Genomic DNA, 19,446 nt, shown 5'->3' with positions numbered 1-19,446 from the left:
TACACACTAGGTGCCTTACACTTCGCAGTCCACCCATTCGATGTAACCGGTGCCGTTGATCGACGCACCGTCGAAACTCCCCCGGTAGGTGTACGCGCCGACGTATCCCTTACCGTGGCCATAGCGCCACTCCGAGTCGATCTCGGCCTCGAACTCGACAATCGCCCTGCCGTAATCGCGTACCTGCCAACGCAGTACGCGCGGCACACGCATCTCACGTCCCTGCGGGTCGACATGCAATGTGTCAGCGTACTCGAGTACGTCGAACACCACATCGTCGAAGACTCTTGCGCTGCCGTCCACCGTCCGAATGTAGGCGAGCTTGCACGCCGTAACCCCTGAAGCTCGAACATCGGTGAGCAACAATTGATGCCGGTCGTCGAGCTGAACGATCTGGTAGGTGAAGAAATCGGCCGGGAGCTTCCAGGACTCGGGAAGGGCGCGGCGGGTCAACGATTGCGGTGTCATGCACCGCGCGTATTCGACGGTGCACGGAGCCGAAATGCTCACCGGGCCATCCGGACTCGAGATCGTTCCGGAACACTGCGCCAGCAGACTGACGTGGTCGTAAACGGGATTGCGCACGAACCACGACGCTTGATCTGTTGCCACGATCTCGAGATCGACGTCGAAAGAGTCGTATCGTCCGGTGACATGGAACTTCGGATAGCTGTTGTCGATGATCAGGTTGTCACCGAAGGCGATTCGCGAACCATCTTCTTCGAACGCACACTCATCGGCCGCGTCGTACGCCCGATAGAAGTGATGCCCCGGCGCTGCGGTAGAACTCAGCACGGTTGCGGTGTTTCGCGCGTCGGGTGCAGCGAGATAGTCGTTGTCGAACACCACCGTCCCGGTTGCACCGATCAACGTCATGGTGTTGAGGTAACGGAAAGGCCCTGGCAGTCGGGGAACGAAGATCCCGTAGTGCGTCCACGCGAACTTCCGCGAAGCCAGGTGCGGACGCATCATCTCGGGCCGATCGAACGGGCGTACCGATTCCGCCATTCGCTTGTCGATCAGCGGTAGTGCGCCGTCCAGCAAGGCCCGAACCGCGGGTCGCCACAATCGGCGCGAGCGGGTGGCTGGAACAGGGTCGGAACGATCAACGGTTTGTCCGGTCACGCCCCTAAGTTAATGTAACCAGCCGTAACAAACAAGTGTCGAAGTTTCCTCGACGACCTCACACCCTGAACACCCGCGCCCTGCCCACGGGGCGAATAGCATGTGAGAATCCGCGTACCGGAACCGGTCGCAGAGAGGGCGCAACAATGCAGCACGAAGAGTCGTCGTTCACCGGAGTAGCCGGCACCAAGATCGTCTACGACGTGTGGACACCGGACCGCGAACCCACCGGGGTTCTTGTCCTGTGCCACGGACTCGGCGAACACGCGAGGCGCTACGACCATGTTGCTGCGCGGCTCGGCGAACTCGGGCTCATCGTGTACGCACCCGACCATCGCGGACACGGACGCTCTGGCGGCAAGCGCGTTCACCTGAAGGAATTCTCCGACTTCACCGACGACGTCCACACGTTGTTCTCGATCGTGACGGCGGCACATCCCGGTAAGGACAAGTTCCTGCTCGGCCACAGCATGGGAGGCGCAATCGCACTTTCTTATGCCCTCGACCATCAGGCCGATCTCAAAGCACTCGCCCTGTCCGGACCTGCTGTGATCATCGCAACCGGCACTCCGAAGATCGTGATGCAGCTGGGCAAGATCGTCGGCAAGTACCTCCCCGACGTGCCTGTCGAGAACCTGGAAGCGGCTGCCGTATCGCGTGATCAGAAGGTTGTCGACAAGTACAACGCCGACCCGCTGGTTCACCACGGCAAGGTTCCTGCCGGAATTGCGCGCGGCATGATCACCGCCGCGGAAGGCTTCCCGGCGCGCCTGCCATCGCTCACCATTCCCGTACTGCTTCAACACGGCTCGGACGACCGATTGACGGACCCCGCCGGCAGCAAGCTCGTAGCAGAGTTGGCCGGTTCTTCGGACGTCACCTTGAAGGTGTACGACGGCTTGTATCACGAGATCTTCAATGAGCCTGAGCAGGAAGAGGTTCTGAACGATCTGATCGAGTGGCTGCGCCCGCGGGTCACCGGAGCATAATCATGTCGACGTGCGGGATCCTGCTGGCTGCCGGGGCCGGATCCCGCATGGGCAAACCGAAAGCTCTCGTTACGGGCACGGACGGCCAGCCTTGGCTTCGCCACGGGGTGGCGACGCTGCAGTCCGCCGGACTCTCACCGGTCATCGTGGTTCTCGGCGCACAGGCCGAGGACGCCGTCGAACTGCTGCCCACCACCGATGTCATTGTGGTGAAATCGGATTGGGAACGGGGAATGAGCGCATCACTACGCTGCGGACTCGAGGCAGCCATGCAGATCGAGGGTGCCGAGGCGGCAGCGATCTCCCTGGTCGACGTCCCGGACCTGAACACCGACACCGTGACGCGAATCGCGGGTCAGGGCATCCCATCACGAAACATACTGCGAAGAGCTGTCTTTCACGGAAGGCCCGGCCATCCTGTCCTGATCGGACGCGACCATTGGCCGACGCTTGCAGAGTCACTCACCGGGGACGGCGGCGCCAACACCTATCTACGCGAACACGGCGTGGAGTTGGTGGAGTGCAGTGACCTCAGCAGCGGCGTCGACGTCGACTATCCCGAAGCCTGATCGCACTGTCACAATCCTCCCAGGTGGTGGGTGTCCGAATTCGGTGTAAAGATGATCCGATGAAACGTACCGTCGCCGCCCTGCTCGACATCGAGATCGACGAGGCGACCAACCTGGAGTTCAAGATCGCGGTGACGCGCGCGCCGGGTGTCGAACTGCTGGAAACGATGTCGTTCGTCCATGACGGCAATCCGATCGAACCCCGTGAGGTCATCGCCGAACACGGCACCCGGATTCACCTACTCGACTGCGCCCCAGGCAAACTGATCGTCAGCTACGACGCAACCGTCATCGGCCGCGCAGAACCGGCGTCGGTCGGCGACTACGACGTGTCGAAATATCTGCGCCCCAGTCGCTATGCCGAGGCCGACAAGTTCTTCGGTTTTGTCGCCGGGCAATTCGATCTCGCCACTCCCCCGGCCGAACTCCTCCTCGAAGTCACGCGCTGGGTGAGTACACATTTGAGTTATGTCCCGGGCACCAGCCGTGGCACCGACAGTGCGGTAGACACCTTGCTGGCCGGCGCCGGAGTGTGCCGCGACTACTCGCACCTGACCATCTCGCTGCTACGCGCGGTGGGGATTCCCGCTCGCCTGGTGGCCGTCTACGCGCCGGGCTGCGATCCGATGGATTTTCACGCCGTCGTCGAAGCCAGTATCGACAACGTGTGGCGCGTTGTCGACGCAACGCAATTGGCGCCGCGCAGCAATCTTGTGCGGATCTCGACCGGGCGAGACGCCGCGGATACCGCCTTCCTCGACAACCACGGCGGTTCGATCACGTTGCATGCCTCGGAAGTTCGCGCAGTCGTCGAGGGCGTTCTCGACAACGACGACTACGCAACACTCACGTCGATCGGCTGACAAACACCTCAGGCGCTGATCTGGTTCTGCGAGGCCATCGTTCGCTCGAGGAACTTGACCGTGAGATCAACGATCGCCTTACCCTCCCGAAGAGCTTTGCCGATCACCGGGAAAGCATGGATCTGCCCACTCCAGATGTGCGTTTCGACGGCTTGTCCTGCCTTGATCAGGTTTTCGGTCATGATCTCGACGTCCGGACGCATCAGTTCGTATTCGGCGGCCACCAGGAACGACGGCGGAATCAGACTGGCGTCGGCGTTGATCGGAGACTGCGCACCAGGAATCTCGTCCGGACCCTCCAGCCACCGGTCCTTGAGCTTTTCGACCTGTGACATCGGTAGGTAGGCATCGCGTTTCATGAAATCGGGATCGTGGTCCTCGAGGTTCACGTTGAGAAGAGGGGAATATCCCACCACGGCAGCGGGCCGCGTGATTCCGCGCAGTGCGGCAATTTCGGCGACCTTCATGGCCAGGTAACCGCCCGCCGAATCACCGGCAAGCACAATCTTGTTCGGGTCTTCCGCTGTCTCGAGCAACGCAGTGTACGCGGCCATCGCATCCTTGACGGAGGTGCCGATGGAACCTTCCGGCAGCTGACGGTAGCGCACGGAGATCACCGGCACTCCGGCCTTCGCCGAGAGCAAACCGCACAGTGCTCGGTGCGTTGCCAGACCGCAGAAGACGAATCCCCCGCCGTGGAAGTAGAGGATCGTGGCTCCGGCCAACTCGCCCTGCGCTTTGCGTGGATGCTGCACCTTCTCGCTTGGCACACCACCAAGCGTGAAAGGCTCGATGTCGAGGTTCTTCGGCTTCGGCAGTTTGTCCGCCATCGCGTCGAGTCGCTCGAGTTGGCGGATGCCGCGTTCGGTGGTCGGCCAGAGGGTGAACATCGGCTTCACGAACGTCCTGGTCAGACAGAAGATAACCCGCGCTCGGGGACTCACGTTCCAATGCCATACCGTCGAATCTCGCGTCCGCATAGCGTCCTCCCAGGTCAAGACGTTTTGTGCATGTGAGTTACACATACTTGTCGACTGCTGTTGTGAACGATAACTGACGCTGCGTCAAAACGACACGACGGGTAGGCATGAATTACTCGAGTATGTGCAAGTTCGGCTCGCAATCACGGCCGGGAGAGATACGCGGAGAGTCCGCGGTGCCCGCCACGCATCATCGCTTCATGATTCCACTCGAATACCGGCTTCGCGATCTTCGAGGCCAGACCGAGCGCTCCGAACACCGCTACTTGTTGCCGAAAGTCGGCGACGCAGCCAGATTCAGCGGGGCGTACCACCCAGCTACTCCACCCGGTCATTGCCCCGGAGAGGCGCACTTGCAGACGTCGGGCAACGGGGTCTTCGACCTCGCGTCGCCCGAAGACCAGCAGCGTCAGAGGGACAGCGCTGCGGATGGCCATGGAGCCCGAGTGCTCGTCGGTCGCCCGGACTCGGCGTATCTGAGGCCACCACTGCGAATACCGCTCGGCGTCCGCGAGAACGGCGTAGACGCGGTCGGCAGAGGCCTGGAGCGTCCAGACGCTGTGGAAGTCGAAGTCGGTCACGATCAGGCCGTCTGAGCAGCAGCAGTCACCCATGCACCGTAACCCGAACCTCGGGTGCTTACACGCCTGGCATGCTCAGTACTCGAACGTCTCCACCCGTCGCAGGATCTCCTCCGCGATCTTGGCGGGACTCCCGCCCACGTCGACGACAATGGCTTGCTCGTCCGGGTCGACTGCCTCGAGTGTCGAGATCTGGGAGTCGAGGAGCGAGGCGGGCATGTAGTGATCGAGGCGGGCGGTCAATCGCTGGCCGATCTGATCCCGCGAACCGGCGAGGTGCACGAATACGACGTGCTCACCGCGAAGGACGTCGCGGTAGCTGCGCTTGAGTGCCGAACACGTGACGATGCCCGGCTGACCGGCGTCGGTATGGCTCTTGATCCAGACGGCGATCTTGTCGAGCCAGGGCCAGCGATCGTCGTCGTTCAGCGGATGCCCGGTCGCCATCTTGTCGATGTTCGCCTGCGGGTGCAGATCGTCGCCTTCTTGAAGGTCCCAGCCCATCGCTCCGGCGAGCATGCCCCCGACCGTCGACTTTCCCGAACCCGAGACACCCATCAGGACGAGCACGGGATACTGCTTCTGCTGTGCCGCTTCGCTGTTCATGTGCTCGCCTACCTAGATGAATGCGCTCAAGACGAGCACTCCGGCCAGGCCCGATACCGAGATGATGCATTCCATCACGGTCCAGGTCTTGAGGTTCTGTACCACGCTGACGCCCAGATACTCCTTCACCAACCAGAATCCGGCGTCGTTGACGTGCGAGAGGAAGAGCGAGCCTGCGCCGATCGCCAAGACCATCAGCGAGACATGTGCGGACGAGAGGTCGGCCGCAACCGGAGCGAGGATGCCCGACGCCGTCACCGTTGCCACCGTTGCCGAACCCGTTGCGACGCGGATCAATACCGCTACCAGCCAGGCCAGGAACAGCACGGGAAGGCTGCTGCCCTTGATCGCGTCGGCGATCACTCCGGCGATACCGGTGTCGATCAGGACCTGCTTGAAACCGCCACCGGCGCCGACGATCAACAAGATGCCTGCGATGGGAGGTAGGGAACTCTCGAGTGACTTCGAGATGGCCTTGCGGTCCATTCCGCCGCCGCGACCCAGCAGCACCATTCCAACCAGAACCGCGAGACCCAAAGCCACAACGGGTGTTCCGAGGAAGTCGAGGACGGATTTGGGGAGTGCCTCGGAATCGGGTGCGATCACGTCGGCGAATGCCTTGCCCAGCATGAGAACGACCGGGAGGAGGATCGCTGCGAGAGTCGCCGCGAACGAAGGGCGCTGCTGCTTCTCTTCTTCACCTCGATCTTCGCCTGTGACAAAGAGATCCGGAACCTTCACGTCGACCCACCGCGCTGCGTACTTGCTGAAGACCGGACCGGCGAGAACAACAGTGGGGATCGCGACGAGGACACCGAGCGCGAGCGTGAGGCCGAGGTTTGCGTTCAATGCCGAGACTGCAACCAGCGGCCCTGGGTGCGGGGGAACCAACCCGTGCATGGCCGAGAGGCCGGCGAGGGTGGGGATCGCGATGCGCATCAGGGACAATCCGGATCGCCGCGCGACGAGGATGATGACCGGCATCAACAGAACGAGACCGATCTCGAAGAACATCGGCAGACCGATGACAGCGCCGACCAGAGCCATGGTCCACGGGAGTGCCTTGGTGCTGGAGCGGCCGACCAGTGTGTCGACGATTCGGTCGGCACCACCGGAATCGGCGAGGAGTTTGCCGAACATCGCGCCGAAACCGATCAGGATTCCGACGCTTCCCATGGTCGATCCGAAACCGGTGGCGAATGCTGCAACCGACTCTGCCGAACCGAGGCCGGCCGCCAGACCGACACCTACCGCGCCGATGGACAGCGCGAGGAAGGGATGCAGGTCGAGCCAGGTGATCAGCGCGATGATGACCGCGACGCCGGCGACTGCAGCGATGATCAATCGTGCGTCGCTACCAGCGGGGACGACCTCGGCCGCCAGCAATGCTGTGGTGTTCATAGGGACTCCCAGTCCGATGAGTGATTGAGGTCACTGTTCCTTAATTAACCTACAATTTCAAGAGCAGACACTAATTTGTAGTATTTATTCGCCTTGCACCGGGCTTACTCCATACGCATGGGACGATCTACGTATGCCTTCTGTCCCGTTTCAGCAGTTACACGACTCGATGCTGGAACAGCTCGGCCAAGACATAGTCGGTGGCGTTCTCGCCCCGGGAACCACGATCTCCGCCGACGAGGTGGCAACGCGCTACGACGTGTCGCGAACCGTCATCCGCGAAGTTGTCCGCGTTCTCGAATCTCTCGGATTGGCTTCGGTTCGTCGACGCGTCGGAATCACCATCCTGGGCTCCGAACACTGGAACTCGCTCGACCCCAATGTCATCCGCTGGCAACTGGCCGGTCCTGATCGGTTCGAGCAGCTTTCGATCCTGAGTGAACTCCGTTCCGGTATCGAACCCCTGGCGGCGCGACTGGCCGCAACTCGCGCAACACCCGAGCAGTGCGGCGCTCTGACCGCAGCCGTCATCGGCATGTCAGCTACCTCTCGCGCTGCCGATACCGGTGCCTATCTCGGCCATGACTCCGACTTCCACCGCACCCTGCTCGCCGCCTCCGGTAACCCGATGCTGCGGGCGATGTCGCAGATCGTCGTCGAGATACTCGAAGGCCGCACACGCCACTCCTTGATGCCCCACGAGGCCGACCCCGAAGCGATTCACCTGCACGGAGTGGTCGCATCAGCCATTCAGTCCGGCGACGCCGACGCTGCAGAAACCGCGATGCGCTCGATCGTCGCGGAATCCGCAGAAGCGGTCGAAACAATGCGCGAAAGCCCCGAACCGCCGCCTCATCTGTAAGTCGAGCCACAGACTCGCCGGAATTGGCCCGCAACTGCTCCGCAAGTGGAACGCTTGGCGCCATGACAGCACTCGCTACCCAGAACAGCGCACTCTGATGGCCCGCCCGGTACGCGTCGTCGTCCTCGGTGCCGGATCGTGGGGAACCACGGTGGCCGGCCTCGCTGCCCGCAACACTCCCACACTGCTGTGGGCACGAAATTCCGAAGCGGCCGACGAGATCAATTCGCAACGGACCAACTCCAAATACCTTGGTGAGCGCAAACTTCCCAAGGGACTCAAGGCAACCTCGGATCTGGTCGAAGCCGCTCGTGAAGCGGACGTACTCGTATGTGGGGTGCCTTCGCACGCCGTTCGCGCCACCCTCGCCGAGATCGCCAACGAGGTTCGGGCGTGGGTCCCGGTGTTGTCACTGTCCAAGGGCCTCGAGCCCGGCACCCGGCAGCGCCCCACCGAAGTGATCGCCGAGTGCCTGCCCGGCCATCCCGTCGGACTGCTCGCGGGCCCCAACATCGCCAAGGAGATCGTCGACGGCATGGCCGCGGCATCGGTCGTGGCCACCCAGGACGATCGCGTCGCCGCCGCGCTGCAACCCCTGTTCGCGTCGTCGGTCTTCCGCGTCTACCGCAACACCGACGTGCTCGGCTGTGAACTCGGCGGCATCCTCAAGAACATCGTTGCCATCGCCTCGGGCATGGCCGACGGCCTGGGAGTCGGGGACAACACTCGTGCGATGGTGCTCGCGCGCGGTCTCGCCGAAATGACCCGACTCGGTGAAGCGATGGGCGCCAACCCGCGCACCTTTGCCGGCTTGACGGGCGTCGGCGATTTGATCGCCACCTGCATGGCTCCGACTTCTCGCAACCGTCGCGTCGGCGAAGCTCTGGCGCAGGGATTGACCGTCGAGGAGGCGGTCGCCAAGCTCGGCCAGGTCGCCGAGGGAGTAAAAACTGCCCCTACCGTCATGGATCTGGCTCGCGAATACGGAGTCGACATGCCGATTGCCGCGGAGGTCGAGGCCGTCATCGGTGGTCGCCAAAGTGCCAGCGACGCATATCGCGGACTTCAGAAGGTTGCCCCGGGCGGCGAGCACGAGGTGGCGTGAGGAAGATCTACAGGTATCTAGCGATTTGGCTAGATACCTGTAGATCGCCCGAGATCACGGAATTGGAGCGTCGACGAAGATGTCGATCGCCAACGGTGACTGACCGCCGTACTGCGAGAAGTCCGAAATCCCCGCCTCGCGCAGGACATCGACGTCGAGCACCGTACGACCGGTTTCCGTACCGGCGGGACGTCCGAGAATCTCGATAGCCGCATCAGCCATGATCTCGGGTGAACGCGAGTGATCGATACTGTCGTCTCCCCCGAGCAGGTTTCCGACGGCCGCCGTGGCGATCATGGTCTCCGGCCACAGGCAATTACTCGAAATCGATGCACCTGAATACTCCGCGGCGATGCCCAAGGCCGCCAATGTCATTCCGTATTTGGCCAGCATGTAGCCCGGATGAGCACCCAACCAGTGCGGCGAAAAGTTGAGCGGCGGCGACAGCGTCAATACGTGCGCGTTGGCCGAAACCCGAAGGTACGGAAGGCACGCGCGGGTGAGTGCAAAAGTGCCACGGACGTTGACCTGCTGCATCAGATCGAATCGCTTCATCGCGAGGTCTTCGGTTTTCGAAATGTCGAGGACGCTCGCGTTGTTGACCACGATGTCGATACCACCGAAGTGCTCTACCGCTGCATCGACGGCGTGCGTGATGTCGTCGTCGTTCCTCACGTCACCGACGACGGGAACGGCATGACCCCCAAGCTCGTTCAACTCGTCCACAGCCGTGTGGATTGTTCCGGGCAACCGGCGGTCAGGCGTATCGGTCTTGGCGAGCAACACGATGTTTCCGCCGCGGCGCGCGATCGCACGGGCGATGGCAAGTCCGATGCCACGGCTTCCCCCGGACATGATCGCGGTTCGTCCGCGGAAGTTCTTGTCGTCCAAAACGAATCCTTGTCATCGTCGACGGTCTTCGTCGCTGCGGTTGTGGCCGCGGGAAGTCCCGGCACGACCACTCGTCGACTTCCACGATATGAGCGCCTTCACGCGATGACTACGGCCGCGGAGCATCAATAATCGTTGATCCATTGTCCCGTCAGGACAACTGATCAATGCGGTCAGCCACCCACCGGGCGCAGGATCCACCATCCGCCGAGCACGAGCACCGCGACGTTCACGAGCAGAAACAAACCGACCCAGACGATCGCGGGTATCGGTGAGAGCCTGGCCAATTGGTCGGCGTCCGAGTCCGGTGCCCCGCCTCGTCGCATTCGCTGCCGTTGAAGCTCCACGACTGGGCGTGGTCCGGCGAAAAGCAGGAAGAGCGTCAAGAAGTAGGCAGCAGCCACCTGCTGCTCCTGGGTCCCCCACCAGACGAGTCCGAACAACACGGCTCCCACCACGGCAAGTGAGAAGACTCCGTAGAGGTTTCGGATCAGAACCATCATCACCGCGATCACGAATACGCCGATCCACAACACCGAGACCGCACGCTGCGCGCCCAACAACCCGGCCGCGCCGAGTCCGAGAATCGACGGTCCGACGTACCCCGCGAACGTCATCAGAATGACGCCGAAGCCGGTCGGTTTGCCCGACGAAATCGCGACACCCGACGTATCCGAATGCAGGCGAAGACCTTTCAACCGTCGACCGACCAGGACTGCGACGATCAGATGAGCGCCCTCGTGTGCGATGGTGACGACGTTGCGGGCGATCCGCCACAGGTGTGGTTCGAGAACGATGATCACGGCGATCAACGCGGCCAGTTGAACCACCCACGCCGGCGGATTGGGACTGAGCGCCGCCACCCGATCCCACGCGGTTTCGAGCGCGTTCACTCCGCTTGTCCGCGCAGGTATCGGCCGAAGTGCGGGACCGTGAATCCGATGGACCCACGTTCTGCCGAATAGATCAGTCCCTTCTTGATCAGTCCATCGCGTGCCGGCGACAGGGAAGCCGGCTTGCGCCCCAACTCGACGGCGATCTTCGCGGTTGCGACGGGTCCGTCGTCACCGGCGAGATCGGCCATGGCGCGCATGTACTCACGCTCCGCGGGCGTTGCTCGCTCGTACCGTGATCCGAAGAAGCCGACAGCGAGTTCTTCCTCAGCCGTCGGCGCGCCGACGCGCACGTCTTCCGACGTGATCGGACTCGACGCCGCCACATCCCACGTGGCCTTTCCGTAGGCCTGAACGAAGTACGGGTACCCGTCAGCCGCTTCGTACAGAGCGTCGAGCGCAGATTCGGTGAACTCGACGTCCTCACGCTCAGCAGGCGCAATCAGTGCCTGATCTGCAGCTTCCCGCTCGAGCCGATCGATCCGGTGGTAGCTGAACAGGCGCTCCGAGTAGCTTTTCGACGCCGACAGCACAGCAGGCAGATGCGGAAGCCCCGCCCCGACGACGATCAACGGTGCCGCGTCCTGACTCAACTCGTGGCAGGCCCCGCAGATCGCCGAGACATCCGCGGCACCGAGGTCCTGCATCTCGTCGATGAAGATGGCGATCCCGACGCCGACATCCCTGGCCAGCGACGACGCGTCGAGCAGCAACTCGACGAGGTCGATCTCGATGTCGCCGCTGTCTGCCCGACCCTTGATCGCGGGTGCATCGATGCCTGGCTGCCAGCGCTCGCGCATTCCCTTGTCCGCAGTGGCGCGTAGGGCAAACGATTTGAGGACTCCGAGGAACTGCTCGACTCGCTCCGGATCGCGATGGGAGACCGCGATCTCTCGAACTGCCATGTGGAGCGCTGACGAGAGTGGGCGTCGTAAATCCTGATCGGGGCGCGCCTCGATCTTGCCGGTCCCCCAACTGCGGGAGATCGCGGCCGAGCGCAACTGATTGAGCAGGACGGTCTTGCCGACGCCACGCAAGCCGGTGAGGACAACACTTCGTTCCGGGCGGCCACGCGCAATTCGCTCGAGAACGACGTCGAAGGCGTCGATCTGCTTGTCGCGCCCGGCGAGTTCCGGCGGGCGTTGACCGGCACCGGGGGCATACGGATTGCGCACGGGGTCCATGCCCATCGACGGTACAAGCCGAATAGACGAATATCCCGCTCTCTAGCGCGTGTCCTAGAGAGAACTAGGAACCGCAATATCGGCTCGACCTTGTCGAACCGGGCTCCGGCATCGTCGTCTAACCTTCCAGGCTTGACGCTCGGGCGAAGTCCCCGGCCACGTGGGCCCCAATTGCCCCGGCCAGAATGATTGCCGGATGCGTCGCGGCCAGATAGAGCCCCGACACGCCTTCGGCGAAGCCCAGCAGCGGGCGGCCACCACGCGGGATGGGACGGTCAGCGACTACCGCCTCGATCAGTTCCACTTGGTCACCGTCCTCGAGTTGACTGCGGATCGCGTGCAGCGTCGGCCCCGCAAGCTCACGAGCGTCTCCGGAGAACCCGACCGGAACATCTTCAGCCGCAATCAGTGTCGTGTCGTCCAATTGCCGGATCTCGAAATCCGGAGAGGACAGTATTCCGTGCACCAATGGGTGGGGCGTCGAGAATCTGATGAGGCAACACGGGGAGGCGTCGATCTCGGCGTCGACTCCCGCCGACGCCGCGAGTCCAGGGATCGCGGTACCCGCAGCGAGCACGGTGGCCGATCCGTAGACAGGACCGTCGGCAGTCATTACTCCGCACACTCTCATGCCCTCCGCGAGCACCCCGAGCGCACTGACATCGGAATACACTGTGGCACCGTACTCTTCGGCACCTCGCAGGAGCGATCGAGCGAACGCAACCGGGTCAACTCCACCGTCATCAGGCGAGTACGCTGCCACCACCGGGGCCGTCCGCAATCCCGGCTCACGAGCAAGGATTTCCTCTTTACCGACGAGGTCGACGGGATGGCCGAGTGCTCGATGAGCATCTACGAACGCTCGAGTCTCCGCTTCCGTCTCTTCCCAGGTGATCGCGCCTCTGCGGCGCAAACCGATTGGCTCGACGAGTTCGCGCTCCAGGCGGTCGAATTCGACTGCAGCGCCTCGCCGGAACGGATCTGAGTAAGTTTCTGCGGCACTCTTCGAGAGGCCGACCCAGGCAAAGGAGTTGCCGGTCACCCCTCCTGCCACCGAGCCGTGCTCCAGCACGGTGACTCGGAGACCAATGCGCGCCAGGTGATACGCGATCGACGCGCCGACGACACCGGCACCAATCACCAGGATCGGACTGTCGTTTCGACCATTCGGATGCGTCACCAGTGGACCATATCTGCGAGCCGCAACATGGATCCACTCAATTTGGATGCGAGGACTTCGGCGGTAAACGGAGGACTAAGCCTCGGCGCACATCGGGACCGATACGGTGTGCTCATGCTCTGGCGTTGGTTCGCAGTCGTGATCGTCATCCTCGCTGTTGCCGGCATTTGGCACGTGACCATCCCCGACCGTCCTGTTGCCGCAATAGTCGACGCCGAGACGCTGGGGTGCGCGACCCCGTATCCGATCGGCCCGCTCCAGACGACACCAACTGCGACAGTTCCAGACGATTTCGTACCCGTCGCCGCAGTCACGTGCGACCCGTTTGTCAGCGACAACGTGGCAGCCGACCGAACCGTCAGCTTCTCTGCTCATCGTTGGGAGGGCGATTTCAGTCGGGCGGTGGAAATGCTGAACCGCTCGTCCGCGCACAAGACTTGGTTCCCCGAAGGCTGCGGTGACAACTACAGCCTGGCTGTCCTGGACCAATTCTGGTTGGTCGACGATCGAGGTCGAGCAACTCGGCCGGGGTATCCCTCCGATTCGTGTGGACTGCCGAAACCCGGTGGCCTGGCCGCCATCAAGGAACTGACACCGGTCGGCAGTACCGAACACCGAATAGCGTTGTCCGACGACCAGATCTACGAACTGTCGCATTGCCGGCCGGCCTACCGACCAGCCACAACAGGTACCGCGGCGCTGGCATCGCTGTCGGCGGGCAGCGTTTTCTGCCGATTCTCCGCCACCGAATTCGTAGGCACATCGTCTACGACAGAAACCTTCGACGGACTTCCACCCGCTCCCGACTGTGACGCGGTGGCCACCGAGGTGGCGTCGACGATCTACGTGGACCGTCCTACGAACGAGGAACGATTACTCACCGTCGAACTCGACGGCTGTCGGCGCGTCATCGCCGACGGATACGCACCGATGCAAGCGTCGGACGAGCTGTTGGTGTCTTTCCGGTAGTGCTGCGCCACAATGCAGTTGATCTCCCGCCCGGATGCGTAGGTCCCGATGTGACCAGTAGCAGCCCGCGATCCTGTCAGGCGCCCGGGAACTGAAGGTGCGCTTGGGTCTTTCCCAGAACCGTCTGGCCCTTGTGCATGACGGTGACATCGATACGCACAGTCCGCGTTGTGGAGTCGATCCGCGCGATCTTCGCAGCGATGGAGAGATCAGCACCATCGACGGCATCGACTACGACGGGCCGAGTAAAGCGAGTTTCATACGAGATCACACCGCTCGGGTCACCAACCCAGTCGGCGATGGCCTGCAAAGCAATTCCGGCAGTGAGCATTCCGTGCGCCAGAACTCCCGGTAGCCCAGCCGCAGTAGCGATTGCGTCGTTGAAATGGATCGGGTTCATGTCGCCGGAGGCACCGGCGTAGCGAACTAGGTCATCACGAGTGAGGACCAGATCAACCTTCGCGACGATGTCACCAAGGACGAGGTTTTCGAAAACCGGCACGACGGGTACGGTCATGCGCCTTCTCCTCGCGCCAGCAGGGTCGAGGTGACCGTTGCGACCAAAGCGTCGGTCACGTCGTGGATCTCGGAAACTGTCGACAGGATCGCACTGCCTGCTCGCACTGTCACCCCTGTAATCGTCAGTGTCGTAGACAGGTCATCGCCGGCGACTATCGGACGCTGATGCTCGATCTTCTCGGAAGTATGGACCACACGAGTCGGATCGAGCCCAGTATCCGGCGTGCGCAGCAGTGCCATGATCGCTCGCTGCTGGACAACGGTTGTGAATGTTGTCGGCGCGATGACATCGACGAACCCGGCCTCCCTGGCGACATCGACATCATGGTGCAAGGGATTGCTCGAACGCACCGCCAGAGCGAACTCGCGAATCTTTTCGCGCCCGACAAGGTACGAAGACGAGGGAAACACCCGGCCGGCGAGCGCTGGGTTCACAGGAGACATCCCGGAATACTAACGGCGGCCGACTTCGGGTTGATTCATGGCCTGAGGTCTCGTCGGCCCGAGAATGCGATCGAGGAGACGCTCAACCAACTGGACCGCCAATTCTGCTGTGGCGTAGCCGGGAAGCATCCCCTGGGCGAGCCCGGCGACAGCCGCCAGAATGAGCTCGGCGTCGAGGTCGGGATCCATTGACGGCGCAACCGCGTCCCGATTGGTCACTCGTTGAAGCTGGCCGGAAATGAGCGCTGTCAACTCTCTTGGGGCAGTGAGGGTTTCCTCGGCGGCGATTCCTTGTCCGGTCAGTGCGGCAGCGTGGAAGGCGCCGAGAACAATCGCTTCCTCCCGACGTTGTCGATCGAGTGGGAGCATGCCGACAAGGAACGCTGAAATAACCTCGCGGGGTGTCGCTTCCGCGCCAAGAACAGACAACTCCTGCATCAAGCGAGCACCCGCATCCTGACGCACAGCTTGATGCGTCGCGAGAAGGAATTCCCGCTTCGTGCCGAAGTAGTACTGCACAAGTCGCACCGAAATCCCAGCCTCGGCAGCAACGGACTGAAATGTCACCGCCGCGAGCCCACCGTCGACAATCACTCGCCGCACCGCATCGGTGATCTCCCGTTGCCTCACTTCATGGTCGACCAGTCGCGGCATGAGGCTGTCCTTCCCCTTTCGAATGGATGACTTTGACTCGTTAATGATACGCACGTACCGCATTAGTGATACGATCATACCATCAAAATTGAATGCAGCGAGAGGGAGGCTCATGCCGAAGATCGGACGATTCAAGAACGAAGCATCAAAGCAGGCGTACGAGAGCATCTACCGAGAACTGGAGGGCACCTGGCCGGTTCCGTCGACACAACTCGACGTGCCGACATCGTTCGGAACCACCCATGTCCGTAGGTCGGGGACCGGCACGGAGACGCCGATCGTCCTGCTGCACGCAGTCGGCGCCAATTGTCTGCAATGGCACATCGTCATCGAGGACCTGTGCCGGGACCGAGTCGTTTATGCGCTGGACACGATCGGTACTGCAGGCCGCAGTGTGCAGACCGCTCCATTGACCGGGGAATCCGACTTCGCCACCTGGGTGGGCGAGGTATTGAACGAACTCGGGGTCGATCGCGTCCACCTGGTCGGCTACTCGCATGGTGCGTGGCACGCCGTTCTAGTAGCACTTCACGCCCCTGAACGACTGGCGAGTGTGACCCTAATCGAACCGGGTGGAGTCTTCGACAAGCCCTCGTGGCGTGTGCTGCTGAAGATGATCCGCGCCGGTATGCGCCGCACCGACAAAAATATTCGCAAGCTCAACGATTGGCTGTCCCCCGGGTACGTCATCGGCGATCGCGAGTTCGCTTTGGTTACAGAGGCATTGAACTACCGGCCCGGTGTCGGGTGGGCACGAATGCTCAAAGATGCAGAAGTGCAGTCGATCTCGGTTCCAATGCTCGTAATCTCCGGCGCCGAGACGGTGGTCTCCAACCCCGAGCAGGTGGCCGCGAGGTTAGCTGATCTTGTACCTGAAGCCGAAGTGGAGATTTATGCCGGAACCGGCCACGGAATCCTGGGACACATACCTGATCGGGTAATTCCCCGACTCATGAAGTTCGTCCGCAATCATGACGACGCGAAGCGGACGTGATCTCGCGGACCAGCCGCCGACAAGGTAGTGATGAAGCCGGTCAATCAGCCGGCCAAGGCGGTACAACTGACAGATGAGAACATTCCTCTCCGACCGCCGCGGTCAGGTAATGGTGGCCGTTGCCGCCGCCATTTTGGTCGTAGTGGGAGGTCTGTGGTGGACGAAGACCATCTCCTTCACCGAAACTGCAGTAGTTCAGTTCAGTAGTAAGCGAACCGGACTCTACGACGGGTCCCCGCGCGATGCGTACATCGGCGATCGGGAAGCCTCCAACGGCATGTCTGTTCCTGCTGAAAAACTCGCGCAGATACTCGGTGGCAGCGCTTCCGACTACGAGTCCGATCTCACGATCACAGATGCGGACGTACCTGGGCTCGCGGTGACTGCCCGAGGTCGAACCCCCAGCGCTGCCCGAGCATTGGCGACCGACGCCGCCGAAGCTCTCTGTTCGATGTTCGAAGAAGCCAACGCAATGACTTCCGGAGGGTTCACGTTCACCGTCGTTCCACCGGGGTACTGACGGATCTATGGTCAGTAGCGCGGCCGCACCAGGTTTATGCCTGTTCGCGCTCGGCTGCGAGGGCGACCGCCTGTTCGAAGGTATGGACGAGCACTGCACGTCGAGCGACCTTGTGATCCTCGTCCGGTTCGAGTTCGTCAATGTAGCCATCCCACACGCGCAGATATCGATCGCGCCAGTCGATCAGCACTTGTGTCGATGGAAAGGTCACACCGACTCGTTTCGTCTGGGCAATATCGGTGAGGATCTCGAGCCACGCCGGCACCATCTCCCCGCCCCATTCATCCGGCTCCAGACTCGAATCGTCTTCGAACTCGGCAGTGATGTCGTCCACGATTCGACCGGTCAGGGCCCCCAACCCATCCGCGACGGTGTCACTGTCAAAGTTTCCCGGACCCCAGACTCCCACAAGCCCTCCCATATCGATTGCGGACAAATTCAGGTCGACAGTCGCGTTCCCGTCGCAGCAGGCCGTGAGCGTGCTCGCAGTTTCAGGTCGGCAATTGCAAATTGGAGAATCTGCCGCCCGCTCAGTCAGAGCTTGCGGTCATTGGCGCCCGCCCAAATCGGACTGTCGACTATCTTCCGAAACTTCGGCGACCCGCCGATTGCTGAGATTCTGAGCATCAACCAGTTCCAGATTCTCACAGCCACCTCCACGTCGTGTTTCACCGTCAACACTAACCGACCGGCAGGACTCTTTCGGCTACCGGTACACCACTATGCGTCGACCAGTTAGACCAGGTGTGAACTCGAACTGGCGCAACAGTTCGCCGGGAACTGAAGGAGTGCTTGGGTCTTTCCCAGAACCGTCTGGCCCTTTGTGCGTGACGGCGATTGGTTCTGGGTGCATCGATCCGGTCGGAGGTACTGCGATGTTGTCGGCACATGGAATTGCGCTCGGTGGAGATCGAGGATCCTATCCACGGGTGTCGCAAGCAATTCCTGAAGATTCGTAGGGGAAATAGCTGCGCATCGCCACCCCCAACAGCGATTCCGTCGATTGTGTAACAACCACACGAAGAACAGCCATCGATCTCCGAAAGGAAGACTGATCCGGCGAAACCGCAAGGTAGTGTCGCATCTGCCCAGCAAAACTCGCCACGATCTCGAGAAGACGGTCAGCTTTGCCAACTGCCACTTCTGACGTTACGACGTTGCTGGGCAGGTGTTTACGGAAAAGGGTTTCGCACGCGGGGTACCGATCGCTGATGGGACTGATCACCCCTTCTCCGAAAGATATTGGTAACGAATCGAACCCGGAACATAGAGGTGCAACGATTGGGCGAGTTGATTCAACGCCCCCGGTGTGCGATCTATCTGTTTGCGCCAATCATCCTCGGCAAAGGCTTAATTCGCCAAACGGAGCCGGGTACTGCAATAGCTGGTCGAGTATTCGATCACGCGTCTTACGCTAAGGAAGGACCGAGAACATGACTGAAGTAATTTCGTGGATTGTCCAGAATCCGATTGGTGCGGTCGTCGCGTTTGTTGCCGACATCGTAATATTGACGATGTCGTCTGTCGCGGGATACGCGTAGCCGAATCCGCCCCGTCCTTCACGGTATTCCTAAGTCGAGGAACTACATTCGAAACGCAGAAGGCCGCAACCGCAGCGTACCGTCGGCGCTCGTCACTGACCTTTCGTGGCCTCATATGCCCAACTGCACTGGGTCCGTACTGATGTCCCTCGTGTCGAGTGTCATACCACCAGTTTCAATCAATCACGCCATCACTACTCAGGAGGAATCACAATGGGTTCGATCAACGCATTCAACGAATGGGTCAACCAAGCTACGTATGCGGGCGACCCGTTTGCCACCGCCATAGCGATCGTCCAGTTCTTCGCGGTGAGTCTCGTCAACCTGTTCACCGGCGGCCCCATTCTTTAAAGGAGTCCACTCGGTCCCACTTCAGCGCGGCGTCCATCGCGGCCCGTTCTTCGGCGGCACAGCTCCGCGCGAAGGGTGCCGGGACATCGCTGACGAGCGTGATGTGTAGTTCGGCCTCGCGGATGGTCAGCGCACGCGGTTTTGGACGGTCGATCAGGACGAGTTGACACCGGAGCGAATGAACACCGAAGTGCCCAAGCATGTTCGACGCTTGGGCACTGTCGG

The 19,446-nt window shown here is 61.6% G+C and carries 22 protein-coding genes; 9 read left to right on the top strand and 13 right to left on the bottom strand.

Annotation, left to right across the window (positions count from 1 at the left end; translation table 11 throughout):
• Positions 1 to 15: 15 nt before the first annotated feature.
• Positions 16 to 1,125, bottom strand: coding sequence for a DUF6670 family protein (locus B0E55_RS13515; RefSeq protein WP_080909878.1), 1,110 nt, complete (start codon positions 1,123 to 1,125; stop codon positions 16 to 18).
• A 146-nt stretch (positions 1,126 to 1,271) separates the two neighbouring features.
• On the opposite strand from B0E55_RS13515, the gene B0E55_RS13510 reads away from it, so the two are divergent.
• From B0E55_RS13510 to B0E55_RS13500, 3 genes are read left to right on the top strand one after another with little or no spacing between them, the layout of a single operon-like run.
• Positions 1,272 to 2,114, top strand: a complete 843-nt coding sequence (locus B0E55_RS13510; protein ID WP_020970959.1) for an alpha/beta hydrolase — start codon at positions 1,272 to 1,274, stop codon at positions 2,112 to 2,114.
• Positions 2,115 to 2,116: 2 nt separating this feature from the next.
• Positions 2,117 to 2,683 (top strand): nucleotidyltransferase family protein, encoded by a 567-nt coding sequence (locus B0E55_RS13505; protein ID WP_019745523.1) that lies wholly within the window; start codon positions 2,117 to 2,119, stop codon positions 2,681 to 2,683.
• Positions 2,684 to 2,742: 59 nt separating this feature from the next.
• Positions 2,743 to 3,546, top strand: a complete 804-nt coding sequence (locus B0E55_RS13500; RefSeq protein ID WP_020970960.1) for a transglutaminase-like domain-containing protein — start codon at positions 2,743 to 2,745, stop codon at positions 3,544 to 3,546.
• A gap of 8 nt (positions 3,547 to 3,554) precedes the next feature.
• Here B0E55_RS13500 and B0E55_RS13495 read toward each other — a convergent pair whose 3' ends face one another.
• From B0E55_RS13495 to B0E55_RS13480, 4 genes are all read right to left on the bottom strand, one after another.
• Positions 3,555 to 4,526: an alpha/beta hydrolase gene (locus B0E55_RS13495; protein WP_020970961.1), complete on the bottom strand. Its 972-nt coding sequence runs from the start codon at positions 4,524 to 4,526 to the stop codon at positions 3,555 to 3,557.
• Between the two features lie 143 nt (positions 4,527 to 4,669).
• Positions 4,670 to 5,107 carry an SRPBCC family protein gene (locus tag B0E55_RS13490; RefSeq protein WP_031333817.1) on the bottom strand — a complete coding sequence of 146 codons (438 nt, stop codon included), beginning with the start codon at positions 5,105 to 5,107 and terminating at the stop codon, positions 4,670 to 4,672.
• Positions 5,108 to 5,182: 75 nt separating this feature from the next.
• Positions 5,183 to 5,713, bottom strand: coding sequence for a gluconokinase (locus tag B0E55_RS13485; protein ID WP_020909302.1), 531 nt, complete (start codon positions 5,711 to 5,713; stop codon positions 5,183 to 5,185).
• Positions 5,714 to 5,725: 12 nt separating this feature from the next.
• Positions 5,726 to 7,114, bottom strand: a complete 1,389-nt coding sequence (locus tag B0E55_RS13480) for a GntP family permease (RefSeq protein WP_019745529.1) — start codon at positions 7,112 to 7,114, stop codon at positions 5,726 to 5,728.
• A gap of 133 nt (positions 7,115 to 7,247) precedes the next feature.
• Between B0E55_RS13480 and B0E55_RS13475 the strand changes: the two genes are divergently transcribed.
• Complete coding sequence (locus B0E55_RS13475) at positions 7,248 to 7,976, top strand: FadR/GntR family transcriptional regulator (protein WP_020909304.1); 729 nt, start codon at positions 7,248 to 7,250, stop codon at positions 7,974 to 7,976.
• A 97-nt stretch (positions 7,977 to 8,073) separates the two neighbouring features.
• Positions 8,074 to 9,081 carry an NAD(P)H-dependent glycerol-3-phosphate dehydrogenase gene (locus B0E55_RS13470; RefSeq protein ID WP_019745531.1) on the top strand — a complete coding sequence of 336 codons (1,008 nt, stop codon included), beginning with the start codon at positions 8,074 to 8,076 and terminating at the stop codon, positions 9,079 to 9,081.
• 54 nt (positions 9,082 to 9,135) lie between these two features.
• Here the strand turns inward: B0E55_RS13470 and B0E55_RS13465 are convergent, their stop codons facing one another.
• From B0E55_RS13465 to B0E55_RS13450, 4 genes are all read right to left on the bottom strand, one after another.
• Positions 9,136 to 9,972 carry an SDR family oxidoreductase gene (locus B0E55_RS13465; RefSeq protein ID WP_080909877.1) on the bottom strand — a complete coding sequence of 279 codons (837 nt, stop codon included), beginning with the start codon at positions 9,970 to 9,972 and terminating at the stop codon, positions 9,136 to 9,138.
• Between the two features lie 173 nt (positions 9,973 to 10,145).
• Positions 10,146 to 10,865 carry a M50 family metallopeptidase gene (locus B0E55_RS13460; protein WP_003940327.1) on the bottom strand — a complete coding sequence of 240 codons (720 nt, stop codon included), beginning with the start codon at positions 10,863 to 10,865 and terminating at the stop codon, positions 10,146 to 10,148.
• Entirely contained in the window at positions 10,862 to 12,049 is a 1,188-nt protein-coding gene (locus tag B0E55_RS13455; RefSeq protein ID WP_021331853.1) for an ATP-binding protein, read from the bottom strand. The genes B0E55_RS13460 and B0E55_RS13455 overlap by 4 nt, the downstream gene beginning before the upstream one ends.
• A gap of 118 nt (positions 12,050 to 12,167) precedes the next feature.
• Positions 12,168 to 13,229, bottom strand: a complete 1,062-nt coding sequence (locus B0E55_RS13450) for an NAD(P)/FAD-dependent oxidoreductase (RefSeq protein ID WP_080909876.1) — start codon at positions 13,227 to 13,229, stop codon at positions 12,168 to 12,170.
• 114 nt (positions 13,230 to 13,343) lie between these two features.
• Between B0E55_RS13450 and B0E55_RS13445 the strand changes: the two genes are divergently transcribed.
• Positions 13,344 to 14,198 carry a hypothetical protein gene (locus tag B0E55_RS13445; RefSeq protein ID WP_080909875.1) on the top strand — a complete coding sequence of 285 codons (855 nt, stop codon included), beginning with the start codon at positions 13,344 to 13,346 and terminating at the stop codon, positions 14,196 to 14,198.
• Positions 14,199 to 14,274: 76 nt separating this feature from the next.
• Here B0E55_RS13445 and B0E55_RS13440 read toward each other — a convergent pair whose 3' ends face one another.
• From B0E55_RS13440 to B0E55_RS13430, 3 genes are read right to left on the bottom strand one after another with little or no spacing between them, the layout of a single operon-like run.
• A complete protein-coding gene (locus tag B0E55_RS13440) occupies positions 14,275 to 14,715 on the bottom strand; it encodes a MaoC/PaaZ C-terminal domain-containing protein (protein WP_080909874.1) in 441 nt (146 codons plus the stop codon).
• Positions 14,712 to 15,161 (bottom strand): FAS1-like dehydratase domain-containing protein, encoded by a 450-nt coding sequence (locus tag B0E55_RS13435; RefSeq protein ID WP_046379385.1) that lies wholly within the window; start codon positions 15,159 to 15,161, stop codon positions 14,712 to 14,714. The genes B0E55_RS13440 and B0E55_RS13435 overlap by 4 nt, the downstream gene beginning before the upstream one ends.
• Before the next feature lie 9 nt (positions 15,162 to 15,170).
• Positions 15,171 to 15,815, bottom strand: coding sequence for a TetR/AcrR family transcriptional regulator (locus tag B0E55_RS13430; RefSeq protein WP_070795602.1), 645 nt, complete (start codon positions 15,813 to 15,815; stop codon positions 15,171 to 15,173).
• A gap of 112 nt (positions 15,816 to 15,927) precedes the next feature.
• Here B0E55_RS13430 and B0E55_RS13425 point away from each other — a divergent pair, with 112 nt between their 5' ends.
• Both B0E55_RS13425 and B0E55_RS32170 read left to right on the top strand, forming a co-directional pair.
• Positions 15,928 to 16,809, top strand: coding sequence for an alpha/beta fold hydrolase (locus B0E55_RS13425; RefSeq protein ID WP_007729964.1), 882 nt, complete (start codon positions 15,928 to 15,930; stop codon positions 16,807 to 16,809).
• Between the two features lie 73 nt (positions 16,810 to 16,882).
• Positions 16,883 to 17,329 (top strand): hypothetical protein, encoded by a 447-nt coding sequence (locus tag B0E55_RS32170; protein ID WP_241896062.1) that lies wholly within the window; start codon positions 16,883 to 16,885, stop codon positions 17,327 to 17,329.
• A 34-nt stretch (positions 17,330 to 17,363) separates the two neighbouring features.
• On the opposite strand, the gene B0E55_RS13415 is transcribed toward B0E55_RS32170, so the two are convergent.
• Positions 17,364 to 17,663 (bottom strand): DUF4259 domain-containing protein, encoded by a 300-nt coding sequence (locus B0E55_RS13415; protein WP_223304584.1) that lies wholly within the window; start codon positions 17,661 to 17,663, stop codon positions 17,364 to 17,366.
• A gap of 1,420 nt (positions 17,664 to 19,083) precedes the next feature.
• On the opposite strand from B0E55_RS13415, the gene B0E55_RS31680 reads away from it, so the two are divergent.
• The gene (locus tag B0E55_RS31680) at positions 19,084 to 19,221 is read left to right on the top strand and encodes a hypothetical protein (RefSeq protein WP_021345701.1); all 138 of its coding nucleotides are present in this window, start codon (positions 19,084 to 19,086) and stop codon (positions 19,219 to 19,221) included.
• Positions 19,222 to 19,446: the final 225 nt, after the last annotated feature.

The organism is Rhodococcus sp. 66b, assembly GCF_002076325.1.
In the GTDB taxonomy this organism is placed as follows: Bacteria; Actinomycetota; Actinomycetes; order Mycobacteriales; family Mycobacteriaceae; genus Rhodococcus_F; species Rhodococcus_F erythropolis.
This window is presented reverse-complemented; position numbering and strand designations above follow the sequence as displayed.

Coding starts and splice junctions, on each gene's coding strand:
- B0E55_RS13455 (WP_021331853.1), bottom strand. CDS start 12,049: ATGGACCCCGTGCGCAATCCGTATGCCCCCGGTGCCGGTCAACGCCCG.
- B0E55_RS13445 (WP_080909875.1), top strand. CDS start 13,344: ATGCTCTGGCGTTGGTTCGCAGTCGTGATCGTCATCCTCGCTGTTGCC.
- B0E55_RS13475 (WP_020909304.1), top strand. CDS start 7,248: ATGCCTTCTGTCCCGTTTCAGCAGTTACACGACTCGATGCTGGAACAG.
- B0E55_RS13470 (WP_019745531.1), top strand. CDS start 8,074: ATGGCCCGCCCGGTACGCGTCGTCGTCCTCGGTGCCGGATCGTGGGGA.
- B0E55_RS13510 (WP_020970959.1), top strand. CDS start 1,272: ATGCAGCACGAAGAGTCGTCGTTCACCGGAGTAGCCGGCACCAAGATC.
- B0E55_RS13495 (WP_020970961.1), bottom strand. CDS start 4,526: ATGCGGACGCGAGATTCGACGGTATGGCATTGGAACGTGAGTCCCCGA.
- B0E55_RS13435 (WP_046379385.1), bottom strand. CDS start 15,161: ATGTCTCCTGTGAACCCAGCGCTCGCCGGCCGGGTGTTTCCCTCGTCT.
- B0E55_RS13500 (WP_020970960.1), top strand. CDS start 2,743: ATGAAACGTACCGTCGCCGCCCTGCTCGACATCGAGATCGACGAGGCG.
- B0E55_RS32170 (WP_241896062.1), top strand. CDS start 16,883: ATGAGAACATTCCTCTCCGACCGCCGCGGTCAGGTAATGGTGGCCGTT.
- B0E55_RS13480 (WP_019745529.1), bottom strand. CDS start 7,114: ATGAACACCACAGCATTGCTGGCGGCCGAGGTCGTCCCCGCTGGTAGC.
- B0E55_RS13440 (WP_080909874.1), bottom strand. CDS start 14,715: ATGACCGTACCCGTCGTGCCGGTTTTCGAAAACCTCGTCCTTGGTGAC.
- B0E55_RS13505 (WP_019745523.1), top strand. CDS start 2,117: ATGTCGACGTGCGGGATCCTGCTGGCTGCCGGGGCCGGATCCCGCATG.
- B0E55_RS13425 (WP_007729964.1), top strand. CDS start 15,928: ATGCCGAAGATCGGACGATTCAAGAACGAAGCATCAAAGCAGGCGTAC.
- B0E55_RS13430 (WP_070795602.1), bottom strand. CDS start 15,815: ATGCCGCGACTGGTCGACCATGAAGTGAGGCAACGGGAGATCACCGAT.
- B0E55_RS13485 (WP_020909302.1), bottom strand. CDS start 5,713: ATGAACAGCGAAGCGGCACAGCAGAAGCAGTATCCCGTGCTCGTCCTG.
- B0E55_RS31680 (WP_021345701.1), top strand. CDS start 19,084: ATGGGTTCGATCAACGCATTCAACGAATGGGTCAACCAAGCTACGTAT.